The following is a 17,489-nucleotide window of genomic DNA, read 5'->3' as shown; positions in this document are numbered from 1 at the left end:
GTCTTCGAGCGCTTGCGCTTTTCTTATTAATTAATGGAGGGGTAACGGCCAATGGCTAATTATTTAGATCCAAACTTGAAAGTGTTTAGTTTAAATTCGAATCCTGACCTTGCTGAGGAAATCGTTGATCATATCGGTGTTCATATGGGAAAGTGTTCGGTTGTACGTTTTAGCGACGGCGAAATTCAAATAAACATTGAAGAAAGTATTCGCGGGTGTGATGTTTATGTGATTCAATCCACTTGCTCACCAGTAAATGAAAACATTATGGAGCTTCTTATTATGGTTGATGCGTTAAAACGAGCTTCTGCTAAAACCATCAACGTAGTTATTCCATATTATGGTTATGCGCGTCAGGACCGTAAAGCAAGATCAAGAGAGCCTATTACAGCAAAATTGATGGCAAACTTACTAGAAGTAGCTGGTGTATCACGTTTAATTACGCTTGATCTTCATGCTTCTCAAATTCAGGGATTCTTCGATATTCCTGTTGACCAATTGCTCGGCGTACCAACACTTGCTAAACATTTTGAGGAGAAGGATTTAGAGGATCTTGTAGTCGTTTCTCCGGATCATGGTGGAGTAACAAGAGCGCGGAAGCTTGCTGAACGTTTGAAAGCCCCAATCGCTATTATCGATAAACGTCGTCCGCGTCCAAATGTGGCTGAAGTAATGAATATCGTTGGGAACATTGATGGAAAGACAGCCATCATTATCGACGATATTATCGATACAGCAGGCACGATTACTCTCGCTGCTAATGCTCTTGTAGAGAACGGAGCGAAAGAAGTGTATGCTTGCTGTACGCACCCAGTTCTTTCTGGACCTGCAATTGAACGAATCGATAATTCTAAGATTAAAGAGCTCGCAGTAACAAATACAATTCCGCTACAGGATGAAAAACAAATCGACAAAATCACTCAACTTTCAGTTGCCCCACTACTTGGAGAAGCGATCATCCGTGTTCATGAACAGCTTTCTGTAAGTAAATTATTTGATTAAAATAAATAAGATATAAAACATGGGTTTATTCCTAACTGGATAAGGGTATTCATATAGAAGACATAAAACCTATTCAGGAAGGTGATTTCCAAATGGCAGCAACATTGAAAGCATTAGATCGTAATACAACAAAAAGAAGCGAATTAAGAGTACTGCGTGAAGAACAAGAAGGACTTCCAGCAGTATTGTACGGCAAGGATCGCAGTAGCGCACCGGTTTCTGTTGATGCACTAGAGTTCATCAAAGTATACCGTGAAGTAGGTAAGAACGGTGTAATCGAGCTTGATTTTGAAGGACAAGGTAAATACCCTGTAATGGTTTATGACATGCAGGTAGATCATCTGAAAAACCAAATCATGCACGTTGACTTCTATTCTGTAGATCTTGATAAAGAAGTTGAAGCAGAAGTTCCTGTACATCTAAAAGGAACAGCACAAGGAGACAAAGACGGTGGCGTCGTGCAGCAAATGCTTCATGAAATCACAGTAAAAGCAAAACCTAATGATTTCCCAGATAGTATCGATATCGATATTTCTGAGTTGAATGTAGGAGACGCTGTTCTAGTTAGCGATCTTCCGAAGGGTAATAAATACGAAGTAACGGCTGATGGAGAAGAACCAATCGCATCAGTTGTGCCTCCGACAAAAGAGCCTGTTGAAGATGAAGAAGAAGCTGACGAAGTAGCAGAAGAACCACCTGCTGACGCAGAAGACAAAGACGACGAAACAACTAAAACAGAATAGCCAAAAAAGACGTAACCTGCCTGGTTACGTCTTTTTTACAAGATTTATTTCTTTGTTTAATGAATAATGAGCTGTTTTTTTGATACGATAGAAGAAAAGTAACGAAAGGTAGGACGTTAACCGTTGAAACTTATAGTAGGTCTTGGCAATCCAGGCAAGAAATTTAATAATACCCGCCATAACGTAGGGTTTATGGCAATAGATGAACTTTCAAAGGAGCTCGGCATTTCGATTGATTCAAAAAAATTTAATGGGGTATATGGAAAAGGTATTGTAAATGGAGAGACAGTTTATTTACTCAAACCACAAACATATATGAACTTATCAGGTGAATCTGTTCGGCCCCTCATGGAATATTTCAATATTGAGGTGGATGACCTGCTTGTCATTTATGATGACCTAGACCTACCAACTGGCAAAGTGAGATTACGTCAAAAAGGTAGTGCTGGTGGCCATAATGGCATGAAGTCTATTATTGCGCATGTTCATTCTCAAGAATTTAAGAGGGTTCGGATCGGAATCGATCGTTCTGGTAGGGATTCTGTTATTGATTATGTGTTAAAGCCTTTCTCAAAGGAAGAGCAACCTTCCATTCAAGAAGCGATTGAACGAACTGTAAAAGCATGTGAAGCGTGGACAACTGAATCTTTCCCAGAAGTTATGAATCAATATAACGCTTGAATATCCGTTCTTTCTCCCGTCAATACTAGGAATAGGTAGTGACAGGGAGGATAACTATGGATATTAATTATGTTTGCCGGCATTGTTATGTCGAGGTTGGTTCACTTAAACAAAACGATTGTTCACTAGATGGGCTAGGTTTTCATCAGCTAACAGAGGAAGAGAGACAATCGATGCTTCAATATAAGCAGGATGGTACAATTGAGGTGAAGACAATCTGCGAAGACTGTCATGAAGCGATGGAAAGAACGCCATCCTATCATGAGTTAGACACATTTATTCAATAAGAGGCTTTGGGCGAAAACCAAAGCATTTTTGCGTTCTTAAAAGAACATAGATGTTTCGTTGCTTTTAAGAATGAGAGGGGAGAATAAGCAAACGATGTTAGGCCTAAGAGAATATTTTAGTAAAGGTGATGAATTTCAGTCTATCTTTTCAGGAGTAAAAGAAGGACTTAAAGAGCAGCTTGTCGCAGGGTTATCTGGTTCTGCACGCATGCTTTTAATGGCTTCCCTTTACCATGAAACAAAGCGTCCCCAGCTCATTATTACCCATAACTTGTTTCAAGCTCAAAAACTCTATGAGGATATGAGTGAGCTGGTTCCAGCTGATGAAGTCTATTTATATCCCGTAAATGAACTGATCTCCTCAGAAATAGCAATTGCTAGTCCTGAGTTAAGAGGCCAGAGAATGGAAGCTTTGAATTATTGGATCAAAAATAAAAAGGGAATTGTTATCGCACCTATATCAGGCGTGCGTCGCTATTTGCCTCCAAAAGCAATCTGGGAGAAGAGTCAGGTTTCTTTTAAAGTGGGAGATGACATATCTCTCGAAGAAACTCTTAATACGTTTGTATCGCTTGGGTATGATCGGGTTCCGATGGTATCTTCTCCAGGCGAGTTTAGTGTGCGTGGTGGAATTCTTGATGTTTATCCTTTAACAGAAAATCACCCTATTCGAATTGAATTATTTGATACTGAAGTAGATTCGATACGATTCTTTGATATCGAGTCACAGCGTTCTGCTGAAAAGACAGAACATATCACAATAGGGCCAGCAGAAGAGGTTGTGTTGTTCCCAGAACAGTTCGAAAAAGGGGCAGAGCGACTGCAGAAAGAACTTCAGTCTTCCCTCAACAAAGTGAAAGATCAGAAGGCTAAAGAAGCGATGCACCAAAACATTACGTATGAAATCGATCAATTGAAAAATAAACAGAACTTTCAAGGCATTATCAAGTACATGGACTTTTATTACGATCAACCAGCCAGTTTACTAGATTATTTGCCAGAGGATGGTTTGGTCGTTTTTGATGAGGTTAGTCGCATTCAGGAAATGTCATCAGATCTGGACAAGGAAGAAGCCGAGTGGCAAACTGCTCTCTTAAAACAAGGAGAGATTGTTTCATCTGTTTCTTTGTCGAGGTCATATGATGCATTGTTTTCACAACCTGATCACGTAACACTATACTTATCTATCTTTTTGAGGCATGTTCCATTTACGAATCCACAAAACATCATCAATGTTTCTTGTAAGGCGATGCAGAATTTCCATGGCCAGATGAAGGTGTTAACAACTGAAATTGAACGGTGGAAAAAGAGTGGGATGGCGATTGTCTTTCTTGCTGCAACCAAAGAACGTCGTAAACGCTTAGAACGTGTACTAGAAGATTATGAAATTGATGCGATGGTTGTAGAACAAGATACACCGATCTCTCATAACAAACCGCAGATGTTAATCGGTAGTTTGAATGGAGGCTTTGAGCTTCCAATGCAAAAACTAGCCGTATTAACTGAGGCAGAAGTGTTTACTAAGCAATCCAAAAAGCCTCGTCGCTCACAAAAGATGTCGAACGCTGAACGTATCAAGAGTTATTCCGAACTAAAAGTTGGCGACTATATCGTACACGTTAACCACGGTATAGGAAAATATCTTGGTATTAAAACGCTTGATGTTGGAGGAATCCATAAAGATTACCTCTACGTTAGCTATGCGGGGAATGACAATTTATACGTTCCGGTGGATCAAATTGATCAAGTTCAAAAATACGTAGGGTCAGAAGGGAAAGAACCTAAGCTCTATAAATTGGGCGGAACGGAATGGAAGAAAGTAAAGCGTAAAGTACAATCATCCGTTGAAGATATTGCGGATGATTTGATCAAGCTATACGCTGACAGAGAAGCGAGTGTCGGTCATAGCTTCGAGAAAGATACGCTCGAGCAGAAAGAGTTTGAGGCGGCATTCCCTTATCAAGAAACGGATGATCAGCTGAGGGCAATCCAAGAAATAAAAGAAGATATGGAGAAATCTCGTCCGATGGATCGTCTCCTTTGCGGGGATGTAGGATATGGGAAAACCGAAGTGAGTATTCGTGCTGCGTTTAAAGCGATTATGGATGGAAAACAAGTAGCGTTGCTTGTTCCTACTACCATTCTCGCGCAACAACACTTCGAAACGATTCGAGAACGATTTGCTGACCATCCTATTAATATAGGTTTATTGAGTCGTTTCCGTTCCAGAAAAGAACAGAACGAAACAATCAAAGGCTTGAAGAATGGCACGATTGATATTGTAATCGGTACCCATCGTCTGCTTTCCAAGGATGTAACCTATAGCCAATTAGGGTTATTGATCGTTGATGAAGAACAGCGATTTGGCGTTACACATAAAGAAAAGATAAAGAGATTAAAAGCAAATGTGGACGTACTTACGCTTACAGCAACTCCAATTCCGCGTACGCTACACATGTCTATGCTAGGCGTCCGAGATCTTTCAGTCATTGAAACTCCGCCTGAGAACCGCTTCCCAGTCCAAACGTATGTTGTTGAACATAGTGGGACGCTAGTAAGAGAAGCGATAGAGCGGGAGCTTGCTCGCGGGGGTCAAGTTTACTTTTTGTATAACCGAGTTGAATCGATCGAGTATATGACTGATCAAATTCAGACACTCGTTCCAGAAGCACGTGTTACCTTCGCGCATGGGCAAATGGGTGAAAATGAGCTCGAATCAGTTATGATTGATTTCCTTGATGGAAGTTATGATGTATTAGTAAGTACAACAATTATTGAAACGGGTGTAGATATACCAAATGTAAACACTCTTTTAGTGTATGACGGTGATAAAATGGGGCTTTCTCAGCTTTATCAGCTAAGAGGACGTGTAGGACGATCGAATCGGGTGGCTTATGCATACATCACGTATCAAAGAGACAAAGTGCTTACAGAAGTTGCAGAGAAAAGGTTGCAAGCGATTAAAGAATTCACTGAGTTAGGTTCAGGATTCAAAATCGCGATGCGAGATCTTTCCATTCGAGGTGCTGGGAATTTACTTGGTGCTGAGCAGCATGGTTTTATAGACTCGGTTGGTTTTGACCTTTATTCACAAATGCTTAAGGATGCTATTGAGGAGCGAAAAGGTGACAAGCCGAAAGAACCTGAGTTCACGGTTGAAATTGATGTTGAGGTCGATGCTTATATTCCAGGAACATATATTAGCGATGAAAAACAGAAGATCGACATGTACAAACGCTTCCGTTCGATTGAATCGTTAAAGGATATTATGGATCTTCAAGATGAGATGATGGATCGATTCGGTGATTTCCCTGAAGAGGTCGCTTATCTTTTCCAAATTTCTCGCTTAAAGGAAATGGCAAAAGAATTGAAGGTTGAAAAGATTGGCCGCAGCAAGAAAGATATCAAGCTTCTATTCCATGAGTCTGCTCGTGAAGCAATCGGAGGAGAAACAATCTTTGAAGTAGCGAATGAATATGGAAACAAATTAGCACTAGGAGCAGAGGGTAACAAAGTCTCGATAACCGTTAAAGGAAGAGGGCTGGAAACGAAGGCTCACCTTCAGCTTGTTGAAAAAGTGTTAAAGAAAATGAAGAAAGCGATGCAACAACCGATGAATGCGAAATAAAGGCGATTTTGGGTGAACAACATAAATTTGACAGTTTTATGAATAGAACTCAATAGACGAAAAGATACTAATGGAAAGATATTGTAGATCAGCTAATCATCAATGGTTGAAGAAATTACTTATATTTCCAGAAAGCGAGGCAACTTAGATGAAAGCAACAGGTATCGTTCGTCGTATTGATGACTTAGGTCGTGTTGTCATCCCGAAAGAAATTCGCAGAACACTTAGAATCAGAGAAGGAGATCCACTGGAGATTTTCGTGGATCGCGAAGGGGAAGTAATCTTAAAAAAATACTCCCCTATCAGCGAATTGGGTGATTTTGCAAGAGAGTATGCGGAATCACTAGCAGAGCACTCAGGGCACATTGCTTTGATTTCTGACCGTGATGTGTACATTGCTGCTGCAGGCGGCCCGAAAAAAGAGTATATGAACAAGAGTATTGGAAGCACTGTAGAAAAGTCTATGGATGAACGCAAATGTCTTCTTAATCCAGAAAATGCCGAACTTATTGACAGTGTCCCAAATGACACCGGGCATGTTATCGCTCCTATTATTGCAAATGGAGACCCGATTGGATCCGTTATTTTGCTAGCGAAAGAAGCTGGGCAAGTTACTGAATTAGAACAAAAGCTCTCAGAAACAGCAGCTGGTTTTCTGGCTAAACAGATGGAACAATAGGACAAGCTAATGGAGGCCTCGTTGCCTCCATTTTTTTATTTGTAAAATATGGTGTTATGATATAATTCGTACATAATTAGAAGTTGTAAGTATGGCGGGTGACTATGAATACAAGCGAAGTTCAAAAAGGATTTTGGCACGGCGCATTTTTGCTCACAGCCGTAGCACTTTTTATGAAGGTGTTAAGCGTCGGATATCGAATTCCTTATCAAAATATTGCGGGGGACATTGGTTTTTACGTATACCAACAAATATATCCCTTTTATTCCATTACAATCATTTTAGCTACATATGGTTTTCCGGTCATCGTTTCTAAACTTGTATCCGAGAAACTAGCAGGTGAGCAGTATGAGGAAGCAGAACAAATTTCTCGATACAGTTTTTATATTTTAAGCATGTTAGGAGTAGTTGGGTTTAGTTTTCTTTTCTTTGGTGCCCCATTGATCGCTGAATTAATGGAAGATTCAGATCTAACAGTTCCTTTAAAAGCCACTTCATTTTCATTTCTATTAATGCCAGGGATCGCTTCTATACGAGGATATTTTCAAGGTAATGAAAATGTTCTTCCAACTGCTTGGTCACAAGTTACGGAGCAGTCAGTGCGAGTGACGGCGATTCTTCTTATATCGATTACTTTAGTTGCAAATCACCATAATGCTTATACAATTGGTACTGGTGCCGCGGTTGGGTCTTTGATAGGCGGTTTATTAGCGCTTATCCTTCTTACTTTTCTCCGTATGAAGAAGAGAACAGAAAGGAAGAAAGAGATTTCGATTAATTTCACAAAAATCTTCGAGGTCGGTCGCAGACTATTATCAGAAGGTACATTAATTTGTGTGAGCGTTCTGATTATGGTTCTTTTTCAGCTAATGGATGCACTAACGATCGTTCCTGCCTTAGGCGAATACGGGTTAGATTCATATCAAGCAAAAGAAACGAAGGGGATATACGATCGAGGGCAACCACTGATTCAAGTAGGAACCGTATTAGCGACTTCCCTCTCCTTGTCCATCGTTCCCATTATTGTTAAAGCGGTTTCCAATCGAGACTACCATATCCTTCGGGAAAAAACAGGACTGGCATTAAAAATCAGTTTTGTTACGGGTGCTTCAGCGTCGGTGGGACTTGCTCTTATTATGAGAGACACAAACACGATGTTGTTTACAGATGATTCTTTGTCGCTCACATTAAGCATACTTGCTGCAGCAATCCTTTTTTGTGCAATTGCTATGACCGCCGCAGGTATTTTGCAAGGGATTGGACTAGAGAGGTTAGCTGCTCGGTATACAGTGGTTGGCGTAATCGTAAAAGCATTAGGTAACATCTTGCTCATTCCTGTTATCGGAATCAATGGTGCTGCACTATCTAGTGTCGTTGGTTTTCTTGCAGTTGCTGGGTTAGCAAGTAAAGCTGTGTATTCGCATATTGGATTAGAGAAATATTCTTTTCGTTTCTTTCGATTTGTGCTAGCTCTTATAGCGATGAGCGGTTCAGTATGGATGCTTTGTACGTTCATTCCATCCAGTCAATCGCGTATGTTTGCAAGTGTCGCTGCATTATCAGGGGCAATTGTTGGCGTCATCGTATTAAGTATTACGGTTATCTTGGTTCGTGTTTTCACTACAACTGAATTGTTACAGCTCCCAAAAGGAGAGAAATTGGTTGCCCTACAACAGAAACTCAGTAAAGGAGCATAAATACATGAATAATAAAATCACAATAATAGGAACGGGCGCTGGTGATTTCGATCAGCTTTCAATGGGAAGCTACCGCAAACTCCAATCAGCAGAGCGAGTGTATGCAAGAACAATAGACCACCCCGTTATCCAAGAGCTTACGAACGAGGGATTAGACATACATGGTTTTGATCATATTTATGAAGGAAATGAATCTTTTGAGCAGACATACCGTGCGATTGTAGATGAACTGTGGGCTGAAGCGACAAAGGGGTCACTCGTTTACGCTGTGCCTGGACACCCCATGATGGCAGAAGCTACAGTACAACTGTTACTGAATGAAAGTAAGAAGCAAGGGATCGATGTTGAGGTAGCGGGAGGACAAAGTTTTCTTGATGCATTGTTTACTGCAGTACGTATCGATCCTATTGAGGGGTGCCAAATACTCGATGCAACACGTTTTATCAGAGATGAGGTTCAGGTAAGGAATCATCTCGTATTTGTTCAAGTCTATGACCAATTTACAGCTTCGAACGTGAAGTTAACTCTTATGGAATTACTTCCTGATGATTATGAGGTAACCATTCTGCAAGCTGCAGGGAGTAAAGACGAAAGCGTCTTATCCGTTCCGTTGTTTGAGCTTGATCGATCAGTGGAAGTGAATAATTTAACAGCGGTTTATGTTCCTCCCGTTCAGGAAGAAACCATTTTATATCGAGATTTTTCATGGTTAAGAAATGTAGTGGCGACACTGCGGGGTCCAGATGGATGTCCGTGGGATAAGAAACAAACGCACGAATCATTGAAGAAATACTTACTAGAAGAATCCTATGAAGTCATTGAAGCAATCGATTCAGGGGATGTCGACCATTTAGCTGAGGAACTTGGTGATGTGCTGCTGCAAGTCATGCTGCACGCTCAAATCGGTGAAGATGATGGGATGTTCTCTGTCGACGATGTTATTTACCATTTGAATGAAAAGCTTATACGTCGACATCCGCACGTGTTTGGGGAAGAGAAAGTAAATACAGAAGAAGAAGTTGTTGGTGTTTGGAACCGTGTAAAGCAGGAAGAAAAAGGATCTACTTCTTCCAAGCTTGATGGAATAACGAAAGGGTTAACTGGTTTGATGCGAGCTTCAGAACTTCAGAAAGCTGCTGCAAAGGTTGGCTTTGATTGGGATGAAGCTGAACCAATTTGGGATAAAGTTAAAGAGGAATTAGACGAATTCTATGAGGCGGTTAAACACCACACATATGATTCTCAAGAAGAAGAGCTTGGTGATTTGTTGTTTGCTATTGTAAACCTTGCTAGATTTTATAAAATCGATCCCGAAGTAGCCTTACATCGCACGAATCATAAATTCGAAAAACGTTTTCAATATATTGAGAAACGAGTATTAGAAAATAACGAGTTAATCGATGCCATGTCGCTTGAAATATTGGATCAATATTGGGAAGAAGCGAAATCAAAAGGGATAAAGTAAAGGGGAGAGAACGATGAGATTAGATAAATTTCTTAAAGTATCTAGATTAATTAAACGTCGCTCGATTGCAAAAGAAATTTGTGACAAAGGACGAATCGAAGTTAATGGTAATAAGGCTAAAGCAGGGACGAACGTTAAACCTGGAGATGAACTTGTTATTTCATTCGGACATAAAAAGGTAACAGCTCGAGTCGATGAACTGAAGGAAACGACCAAAAAAGACGAAGCGGGAAATATGTTTACCATATTGAAAGAAGAAGCAGCAGGAGAGTAAAAGGCCGGAAACGGCCTTTTTTTGTGCACTAAATTCCTTGTTTCTAATTGCTTAAAGAGAGTTATACAGCTTGTTCTAAATCGCCAAATCTACTCATAGTAATGTATCGAGAAGAGGGGGAGAGCGATGGATAATTATTATGAGTATAGCTCTTACGAAAATTCAGCAAGTACACCTGATCATGACCTTGTCATGAAAGCCCGCAAATCACTTGAAATTACAGGAGTAAAACATGTAGATAGCTTTGATAACGAGGAGTTTCTCCTCGAAACTTCGATGGGATTCCTTGCAATAAGAGGACAGCATCTAAAAATGAAAAATCTCAATGTTGAGCAAGGTCGTGTGTCGATTGAGGGGAAGATTTTTGATCTTAGCTATCTGGATCATCATGAAGGGGATAAAGCTAAAGGGTTCTTTAGCAAGTTGTTCAAATGACGCTTACCGTTCAATTCTATACAATGGTTGCCATGGTGGCTATGGGGGTGTGGCTGGGAGTAGCCATGGATACCTATAGCCGTTTTCTTCATCCGAGGAGGAGCAAAAGTCTTTGGCTTTACCTCAATGATGTTGTGTTTTGGCTTTTGCAAGGACTTTTCATATTTTATGTATTATTCACTGTGAATGAAGGATCATTGCGATTATATGTATTTTTAGCGCTATTATGTGGATACGCAGCATATCGGGCATTATTTCAACAGCTATACCGTCATACTTTGGAACGAATGATTATAATAACAGTGAGTGTCATAAATGTTATAAAGTCATTAGTTACAAATCTTGTTTATCGACCAGTATTGTTTATATTGAAACTTCTATTGAGCTTATGTATGATGTTAGTTAGTATGATTACAACCATATTTTGGTTTATTATCAAGCTCTTTTGGGTACCGGTTAAGTGGGGTTGTTTATTGTTATGGAGATTGATTCCTCGGTCAATTCGTTCTAAGCTAATAAAAACAGCAGGAATTGCCGATACAATAAAGAACTACATACAAAACTGGTTAATGAAATTTAGAAAGTGAGGAGGGAAGAGCTTGGTTTCTGCGAATAAGCGAAAGCCTAAAGTAACAGAGGTACACTCGGACTATAATAAGGAACAACAATTACAAGATAAAGTCAAAGAGCGTAGACGAAGAGGTCTGATTCGCCGCCTTATTGCATTCGCGGTACCTGCTTTAGTCCTAACTATTCTATTTATCTCCGTATTCACTTCACAAGCTGCAACGATCAAAGAAAAACAAATACAGCAAAAGCAGGCCGAAGAAGAACTAGTCAAACTCGAACAACAAGAGAAATATCTGAAGGAAGAGATTAAAAAGCTCAATAATTTAGATTATATTGGGGAATTAGCAAGAAGAGATTACTCGATGTCAAAACCCGGCGAGACAATATTCAAGCTTCCTTCTTCATCAAATTGACACGTTGTTTTCGAAAGAGGTATAATTAAAATACGACTGATCTTTTAAAGATTTTAAGGAGGAGCTTTTTTTAAAATGGCAATCGAAGTAGGCAGCAAGTTACAGGGAAAGGTAACAGGTATTACTAATTTTGGCGCGTTTGTTGAGCTGCCAGATGGAAAGACAGGTCTCGTTCACATCAGTGAAGTTGCAGACAACTACGTCAAGGATATCAATGATTTTCTATCAGTAGGTGACCAGGTTGAAGTTAAGGTAATCCAGGTTGAGAACGACGGTAAGATTGGATTATCAATTAAGAAGGCAAAAGATCGCCCTGTATCAGAGCGTCCACGAAGTAGTGGAAGACCTGGTGGAGGAAGACCCGGTGGTGGAGGTTTCAAAGGAAAGCCACGCGGAGGAGGACGCCCGCAGGTAGAGTCGTTTGAGGATAAGATGAGTAAATTCCTTAAAGATAGCGAAGATCGCCTTTCAACCTTGAAGAAACAAACTGAGTCTAAACGAGGTGGGCGTGGAGCTCGACGCGGCTAGACCTTGTTGTCTACTAAATATATTGGATTAACTTAAACAGACGTGCTTTTGCATGTCTGTTTTTTTATGAATAAGTTATCTAAAAAACTAGTTGACACATACTTTCAGGCGATGTATTATATATCTTGTGCTTATAAAAGCCACAGATAATATGGCGGTGTAGCTCAGCTGGCTAGAGCGTACGGTTCATACCCGTGAGGTCGGGGGTTCGATCCCCTCCGCCGCTACCATTTTTATCTTTGGCCCGTTGGTCAAGCGGTTAAGACACCGCCCTTTCACGGCGGTAACACGGGTTCGAATCCCGTACGGGTCACCATCTTCAAAGAAGCTTACGGGCTTCTCACCCAAGGGTTCCCCTGCCGAAGTCATCCCAAGATGATAGTTCAGCAGGACTAGCTAACGCGTCGGAATTCCATAAGGGTCACTAATTTTTAAACAATTGATTTTCTAAACCTAAAAGCTAAACTAATAAATATACCCTGCATTGAGAAATTAATGCAGGGTTTTTTATGTTTTTTATCCCCTTTTATCTCTTCTTTTCGACGATTTTATTCCCTGTCTCAATTTAATGTAAAAAAACAAAGCAACCATTGCCCTCGTTCAAGTTAGAAGGTATTGACTACAATCCTCATCTTCCAGGTGTTTACAGATTTCTTCCTGTGTCTACATCTTAATGACAAGCTTCACACGAATAAGTCGAGAACTTTTAATTGTTCTAGCTTCTTTTTTTGACAAAAAGTGAATTTTCCCTGTGCTTTAATGAATAACACAAACTTATTCGTAATGTTCGGCAGTAAAATAAGAATGATGAAAGCAGGTGCGGGAATGCAAAGCGATTTGGTTTTGGAGCGATCAAGATCAAAGATGGGAAAGTGGGTTCAAGGGTTAAAGGAAAAGCTTGAACTATTGTTGTTCCAACGTGGTCTCTTACTGTTTGCAATCGGTTTTCTGCTTGGACGAGCAGTGATCCTCACACAAGTCACACCATTTGCGCTTCCTTTCTTTGGTGCAGTTTTCTTTTTGAAAAAAGAACGAACGGTTATGATCATGATGGCATTATTAGCTGGTGCTGTTTCAACATCAAATTTAGAAAATACAGGTTTTATCATGATCGGAATCGTGTTTTTCCTTCTCATTAATCGCTTTATTAAACTTTCCTCCTTGTCACTAATAAAGACACTCCCCGTGTTAGTGTTCATCACAAGTATGATGGGGAGACTTGTACTGAGCTTAATCATGGAAGGTACGCTTGCGAACACCAATTGGATCTTGGCCGTTGTTGAAGGTGCGTTAGGAATGATCTTAACCATCATCTTCATCCAAAGCATCCCAATCATTTCAGTGAAAAAACGAACACAGGCTTTAAAGAATGAAGAAATTATTAGTTTTATCATTCTTCTTGCTACGGTGTTAACCGGTACGATTGGTTGGGTTATATACGGTTTCTCAATTGAAAATATCTTGTCCCGATATCTTGTCTTAATATTCGCTTACGTCGGCGGCGCAGCCATTGGATCAACTGTTGGTGTTGTAACAGGGTTAATCCTTGCGCTCGCAAATGTCGCCAGCCTCTATCAAATGAGTATGCTAGCTTTTTCGGGGTTGCTTGGTGGACTTCTGAAAGATGGAAGGAAAATTGGAGTAGGTATGGGGCTCCTTATTGGAACGCTATTAATCGCCTTATATGGTAGTGGACCAGAGTTGCTGTATCCTAATTTGATAGAGTCTGGTATTGCGGTTCTTCTATTCTTTTGTACGCCATCACGGATAACCTCCCAATTATCTAAGTACATCCCTGGAACAGTTGAACATGCTAACGAGCAACAACAATATCTTAGAAAAGTAAGAGATGTTACCGCAAGTAGGGTAGAACAATTCTCAAGTTTGTTTCAAGCCTTATCTACAAGCTTCTCTGATTCAGATACATTACCTGAAGAACAGTCAGAGCGGGAAGTAGATTATTTCTTAAGTCATGTAACGGAGAAAACGTGTCAGACATGTTTTAAGAAGGAAACGTGCTGGGCGAGAGATTTCGATACAACCTATTCTCACATGACTAACATTATGGAAGAACTTGAGCAGACGACTGAGATAAGAAACCATAGTTTAAAACGTGATTTTGATCAACACTGTATTAAAGCCAATAAAGTAATCGAGATTATAGGCAAAGAAATGAGTCATTATCAAGCCAATCGCATGTTGAAGAAACAGGTCCGAGAGAGTAGAAAGATAGTAGCGGACCAATTACTAGGAGTTTCACAAGTAATGGGAGACTTCGCTAAAGAGATACAAAAAGAAAGAGACAACTTACATCAACAAGAGGACCAAATCATAGATGCAATTCAAAGCATGGGTCTTGAGGTAGGGCAGGTTGAGATTTATAGTCTCGAAGAAGGTAATGTAGACATTGAGATGAAAATTCCAGCGTGTGGAGGGCGCGGTGAGGGAGAGAAGGTCATAGGTCCAATGCTTTCTGATATTTTAAAAGAAAATATTATTGTGAAAAAAGAAGTGTGTGCTGAACACGAACATCAAACGTGCCATCTTTACTTTGGATCAGCGAAAGAATTCCTTGTAGAAACTGGTGTGGCAAATGCTGCGAAAGGTGGTGCATGGATTTCTGGAGACAGTCATTCAACTATTGAACTAGGAGCAGGAAAATATGCGATTGCTATAAGTGATGGAATGGGGAACGGTGAGAGAGCACATAAAGAAAGCACAGAAACCATTCAACTTCTCCAGAAAATCCTTCATTCTGGTATCGATGAAACGGTCGCTATTAAATCGGTTAACTCGGTGCTGTCCTTACGTAATACCGATGAAATCTTTTCCACGCTTGATCTCGCAATGGTAGATTTGCAGGATGCTTCAGCCAAGTTTTTGAAGATAGGCTCGATACCAAGCTTTATCAAACGCGGGGACCGCGTGATGATGGTAGAATCTGCAAATCTACCGATGGGGATCATTCCAGAGTTTGATGTTGAAGTGGTAAGTGAACAACTAAAAGCTGGTGATCTTCTGATCATGATGAGTGATGGGATATATGAAGGGGTTAAAAACATTGAAAATCCAGAGTTCTGGATGAAACGCAAAATCAGAGAGTTAAGCACAGATAAGCCTCAGGAAGTAGCTGATTTGATCATGGAAGAGGTGATCCGTACAGAGTACGGTAGAATCGATGATGATATGACTGTCGTGGTTGCAAAGGTTAAGCGTAACATACCAAAGTGGTCTACCATTCCTATCTATTCAGCGCCTTCATTTAGAAAGAAAAAAGCACAGTGATGACTTGATTACTGATGTATAAACTCTCCTCCGGAAGGCGATGCTTGTAACAGCAAAAGGAGGGAGTAGGTCGAGATGAAAAAAGGAACGCTGAGACAGATTTTATTGATCACGGACGGATGCTCCAATCAGGGAGAAGATCCGGTAGCTATGGCTGCGCTTGCAAGAGAATATGGAATGACAGTCAATGTGATTGGAGTTCTTGATGAAAATGAGCGGACAGATGGCTTAAAGGAGATCGAGAACATTGCTTTATCTGGCGGGGGGATTCACCAGTTGGTTTATGCGCGCCAACTATCGCACACTGTACAGATGGTTACAAGAAAGGCAATGACTCAGACGATTCAGGGGTTTATTCATAAGGAATTACAAACAATCCTTGGTAGTGAGAAAGAGATAGAAGATTTGCCACCAGAAAAAAGAGGACAGGTGGTAGAGGTAGTGGATGATTTGGGGGAAACGATGGATTTAGAAGTGTTGATATTGATCGACACTAGCGCGAGTATGCAGCATAAACTGCCTACGGTTGAAGATGCCCTGCTCGATCTCTCTATTAGTCTTCATTCAAGAATAGGTCAAAATGAATATTCACTGTATGCTTTTCCTGGTAGGAAGAAACAAGTTGATCAGTTAATGGGTTGGACGCCTCAAATGAAAGATATTCATAAGATTTTCCCGAAACTATCATCAGGTGGGGTGACGCCAACCGGGCCTGCGTTGAAGGAAGCAATCGATGCATATCAGAAAAAGCGTTCAAAGAGAGGACTGCTAGAAGATGACGGATACATCGAAGAGTCAGGCAGCTAATGTTTCATATGGAACAAGTATAAAAGGGAAATGGAACAAAGAGAATTATCAAATTGAAAAAAGGCTTGGCAGTGGAGCGCTGGGTACTGTCTATCTAGCAAACTCTCGGAAGGGTCATGTTGCTGTAAAAGTTGGCAATGACACGATGTCGATTTCTTCTGAGGTAAACGTTCTTAAACAGTTATCAAAGGTCCAGGGATCCGTTCTTGGACCGTTTTTCTATGAGATGGATGATTGGGAAGTGAACGGAAGGCGTCATCCCTTCTATGTAATGGAATATATTCATGGTGAACCGCTTTTTTCATTTATCCATCGGAGAGGAAAAGAGTGGCTAGGCATTTTAATATTACAGCTTCTAAGAGATTTGTCAGCACTGCACAGGGAGGGTTGGGTCTTCGGAGATTTGAAGCCTGATAATCTTCTTGTGGAAGGAGCACCACCAAAGATGAGGTGGTTAGATGTCGGAGGCACAACAGTTATAGGCAGATCTGTTAAAGAATTCACAGAGTTCTTTGATCGAGGGTACTGGGGAATGGGCTCTAGAGTTGCAGAGCCTTCCTATGATTTGTTCGCGACAGCCATGATTATTATTAATGCAGCATACCCGAAACGCTTCGATCGTCCAAAGGAGAATTCAGAGGCATATTTGATAAGCAAGATTGATTCAGCTTCAATGTTAAAACCCTATAGTGTGATTCTGAAAAAAGCACTGAAAGGAAAGTACCGGCATGCTCTGGAAATGAGGAATGAGCTATTTACCCTTTTGCAAGAAGATAAACCTAAATCACCAGCAAGAGTCAAAACAACCTCAAGAGTGACCACAAGAAAACAATCCAAAAAGACGAAGAAACATAAGAGGACTAGATGGGTTGAAACCGTGCTGTTGTTCGCTTTAATTCTAACCATCTATACCTTATACTTAGTTGGGTACGGGTTTTAGAAATAAATGAATGTTTCATTCCCAATCGGATAGGTTATTAGTTGTAAATATACCG

General features: G+C 40.5%; 16 protein-coding genes and 2 tRNA genes. All 18 read left to right on the top strand.

Annotation, left to right across the window (positions count from 1 at the left end; translation table 11 throughout):
- Positions 1 to 51: 51 nt before the first annotated feature.
- The 18 genes from SJY16_RS00655 (at position 52) to SJY16_RS00570 (ending at position 17,434) form a co-directional block, all read left to right on the top strand.
- Complete coding sequence (locus tag SJY16_RS00655; RefSeq protein ID WP_377887150.1) at positions 52 to 1,002, top strand: ribose-phosphate diphosphokinase; 951 nt, start codon at positions 52 to 54, stop codon at positions 1,000 to 1,002.
- Between the two features lie 92 nt (positions 1,003 to 1,094).
- Positions 1,095 to 1,745, top strand: a complete 651-nt coding sequence (locus SJY16_RS00650; RefSeq protein ID WP_377887149.1) for a 50S ribosomal protein L25/general stress protein Ctc — start codon at positions 1,095 to 1,097, stop codon at positions 1,743 to 1,745.
- A gap of 123 nt (positions 1,746 to 1,868) precedes the next feature.
- Positions 1,869 to 2,426 carry an aminoacyl-tRNA hydrolase gene (pth, locus tag SJY16_RS00645; protein ID WP_377887148.1) on the top strand — a complete coding sequence of 186 codons (558 nt, stop codon included), beginning with the start codon at positions 1,869 to 1,871 and terminating at the stop codon, positions 2,424 to 2,426.
- A gap of 56 nt (positions 2,427 to 2,482) precedes the next feature.
- Positions 2,483 to 2,713 carry an anti-sigma-F factor Fin gene (gene fin, locus SJY16_RS00640; RefSeq protein WP_377887147.1) on the top strand — a complete coding sequence of 77 codons (231 nt, stop codon included), beginning with the start codon at positions 2,483 to 2,485 and terminating at the stop codon, positions 2,711 to 2,713.
- 94 nt (positions 2,714 to 2,807) lie between these two features.
- A complete protein-coding gene (gene mfd, locus SJY16_RS00635) occupies positions 2,808 to 6,341 on the top strand; it encodes a transcription-repair coupling factor (RefSeq protein WP_377887146.1) in 3,534 nt (1,177 codons plus the stop codon).
- Between the two features lie 148 nt (positions 6,342 to 6,489).
- The gene (spoVT, locus tag SJY16_RS00630) at positions 6,490 to 7,020 is read left to right on the top strand and encodes a stage V sporulation protein T (RefSeq protein ID WP_377887144.1); all 531 of its coding nucleotides are present in this window, start codon (positions 6,490 to 6,492) and stop codon (positions 7,018 to 7,020) included.
- Positions 7,021 to 7,124: 104 nt separating this feature from the next.
- Positions 7,125 to 8,717, top strand: coding sequence for a putative polysaccharide biosynthesis protein (locus tag SJY16_RS00625; protein WP_377887143.1), 1,593 nt, complete (start codon positions 7,125 to 7,127; stop codon positions 8,715 to 8,717).
- 4 nt (positions 8,718 to 8,721) lie between these two features.
- Entirely contained in the window at positions 8,722 to 10,182 is a 1,461-nt protein-coding gene (gene yabN / locus SJY16_RS00620; protein WP_377887142.1) for a bifunctional methyltransferase/pyrophosphohydrolase YabN, read from the top strand.
- 13 nt (positions 10,183 to 10,195) lie between these two features.
- A complete protein-coding gene (locus SJY16_RS00615) occupies positions 10,196 to 10,456 on the top strand; it encodes an RNA-binding S4 domain-containing protein (RefSeq protein ID WP_270182898.1) in 261 nt (86 codons plus the stop codon).
- 126 nt (positions 10,457 to 10,582) lie between these two features.
- The gene (gene yabP, locus SJY16_RS00610) at positions 10,583 to 10,891 is read left to right on the top strand and encodes a sporulation protein YabP (RefSeq protein WP_377887141.1); all 309 of its coding nucleotides are present in this window, start codon (positions 10,583 to 10,585) and stop codon (positions 10,889 to 10,891) included.
- Positions 10,888 to 11,478 (top strand): spore cortex biosynthesis protein YabQ, encoded by a 591-nt coding sequence (yabQ, locus tag SJY16_RS00605; protein WP_377887140.1) that lies wholly within the window; start codon positions 10,888 to 10,890, stop codon positions 11,476 to 11,478. Before yabP ends, yabQ begins: the two co-directional genes overlap by 4 nt.
- Positions 11,479 to 11,490: 12 nt before the next feature.
- Positions 11,491 to 11,874 (top strand): FtsB family cell division protein, encoded by a 384-nt coding sequence (locus tag SJY16_RS00600; protein ID WP_377887139.1) that lies wholly within the window; start codon positions 11,491 to 11,493, stop codon positions 11,872 to 11,874.
- A gap of 75 nt (positions 11,875 to 11,949) precedes the next feature.
- Entirely contained in the window at positions 11,950 to 12,402 is a 453-nt protein-coding gene (locus tag SJY16_RS00595; RefSeq protein ID WP_270182896.1) for a S1 domain-containing RNA-binding protein, read from the top strand.
- A gap of 153 nt (positions 12,403 to 12,555) precedes the next feature.
- A tRNA-Met gene (locus SJY16_RS00590) sits at positions 12,556 to 12,632 on the top strand.
- A gap of 11 nt (positions 12,633 to 12,643) precedes the next feature.
- A tRNA-Glu gene (locus SJY16_RS00585) sits at positions 12,644 to 12,718 on the top strand.
- Between the two features lie 509 nt (positions 12,719 to 13,227).
- Complete coding sequence (spoIIE, locus tag SJY16_RS00580) at positions 13,228 to 15,687, top strand: stage II sporulation protein E (protein WP_377887138.1); 2,460 nt, start codon at positions 13,228 to 13,230, stop codon at positions 15,685 to 15,687.
- Between the two features lie 75 nt (positions 15,688 to 15,762).
- Entirely contained in the window at positions 15,763 to 16,494 is a 732-nt protein-coding gene (locus SJY16_RS00575) for a hypothetical protein (RefSeq protein ID WP_377887137.1), read from the top strand.
- Positions 16,463 to 17,434 carry a serine/threonine protein kinase gene (locus SJY16_RS00570; RefSeq protein WP_377887136.1) on the top strand — a complete coding sequence of 324 codons (972 nt, stop codon included), beginning with the start codon at positions 16,463 to 16,465 and terminating at the stop codon, positions 17,432 to 17,434. The genes SJY16_RS00575 and SJY16_RS00570 overlap by 32 nt, the downstream gene beginning before the upstream one ends.
- Positions 17,435 to 17,489: the final 55 nt, after the last annotated feature.

Origin of the sequence: Alkalihalobacillus sp. R86527, from assembly GCF_042466185.1 — a bacterium.
Classification (GTDB): Bacteria; Bacillota; Bacilli; order Bacillales; family Guptibacillaceae; genus Guptibacillus.
Note: the sequence above shows the minus strand (reverse complement) of the source record. Positions and strands in the feature narration are given on the sequence as shown.

Coding starts and splice junctions, on each gene's coding strand:
- mfd (WP_377887146.1), top strand. CDS start 2,808: ATGTTAGGCCTAAGAGAATATTTTAGTAAAGGTGATGAATTTCAGTCT.
- SJY16_RS00575 (WP_377887137.1), top strand. CDS start 15,763: ATGAAAAAAGGAACGCTGAGACAGATTTTATTGATCACGGACGGATGC.
- SJY16_RS00595 (WP_270182896.1), top strand. CDS start 11,950: ATGGCAATCGAAGTAGGCAGCAAGTTACAGGGAAAGGTAACAGGTATT.
- SJY16_RS00570 (WP_377887136.1), top strand. CDS start 16,463: ATGACGGATACATCGAAGAGTCAGGCAGCTAATGTTTCATATGGAACA.
- SJY16_RS00625 (WP_377887143.1), top strand. CDS start 7,125: ATGAATACAAGCGAAGTTCAAAAAGGATTTTGGCACGGCGCATTTTTG.
- spoIIE (WP_377887138.1), top strand. CDS start 13,228: ATGCAAAGCGATTTGGTTTTGGAGCGATCAAGATCAAAGATGGGAAAG.
- yabN (WP_377887142.1), top strand. CDS start 8,722: ATGAATAATAAAATCACAATAATAGGAACGGGCGCTGGTGATTTCGAT.
- fin (WP_377887147.1), top strand. CDS start 2,483: ATGGATATTAATTATGTTTGCCGGCATTGTTATGTCGAGGTTGGTTCA.
- spoVT (WP_377887144.1), top strand. CDS start 6,490: ATGAAAGCAACAGGTATCGTTCGTCGTATTGATGACTTAGGTCGTGTT.
- yabP (WP_377887141.1), top strand. CDS start 10,583: ATGGATAATTATTATGAGTATAGCTCTTACGAAAATTCAGCAAGTACA.
- SJY16_RS00650 (WP_377887149.1), top strand. CDS start 1,095: ATGGCAGCAACATTGAAAGCATTAGATCGTAATACAACAAAAAGAAGC.
- SJY16_RS00655 (WP_377887150.1), top strand. CDS start 52: ATGGCTAATTATTTAGATCCAAACTTGAAAGTGTTTAGTTTAAATTCG.
- yabQ (WP_377887140.1), top strand. CDS start 10,888: ATGACGCTTACCGTTCAATTCTATACAATGGTTGCCATGGTGGCTATG.
- SJY16_RS00615 (WP_270182898.1), top strand. CDS start 10,196: ATGAGATTAGATAAATTTCTTAAAGTATCTAGATTAATTAAACGTCGC.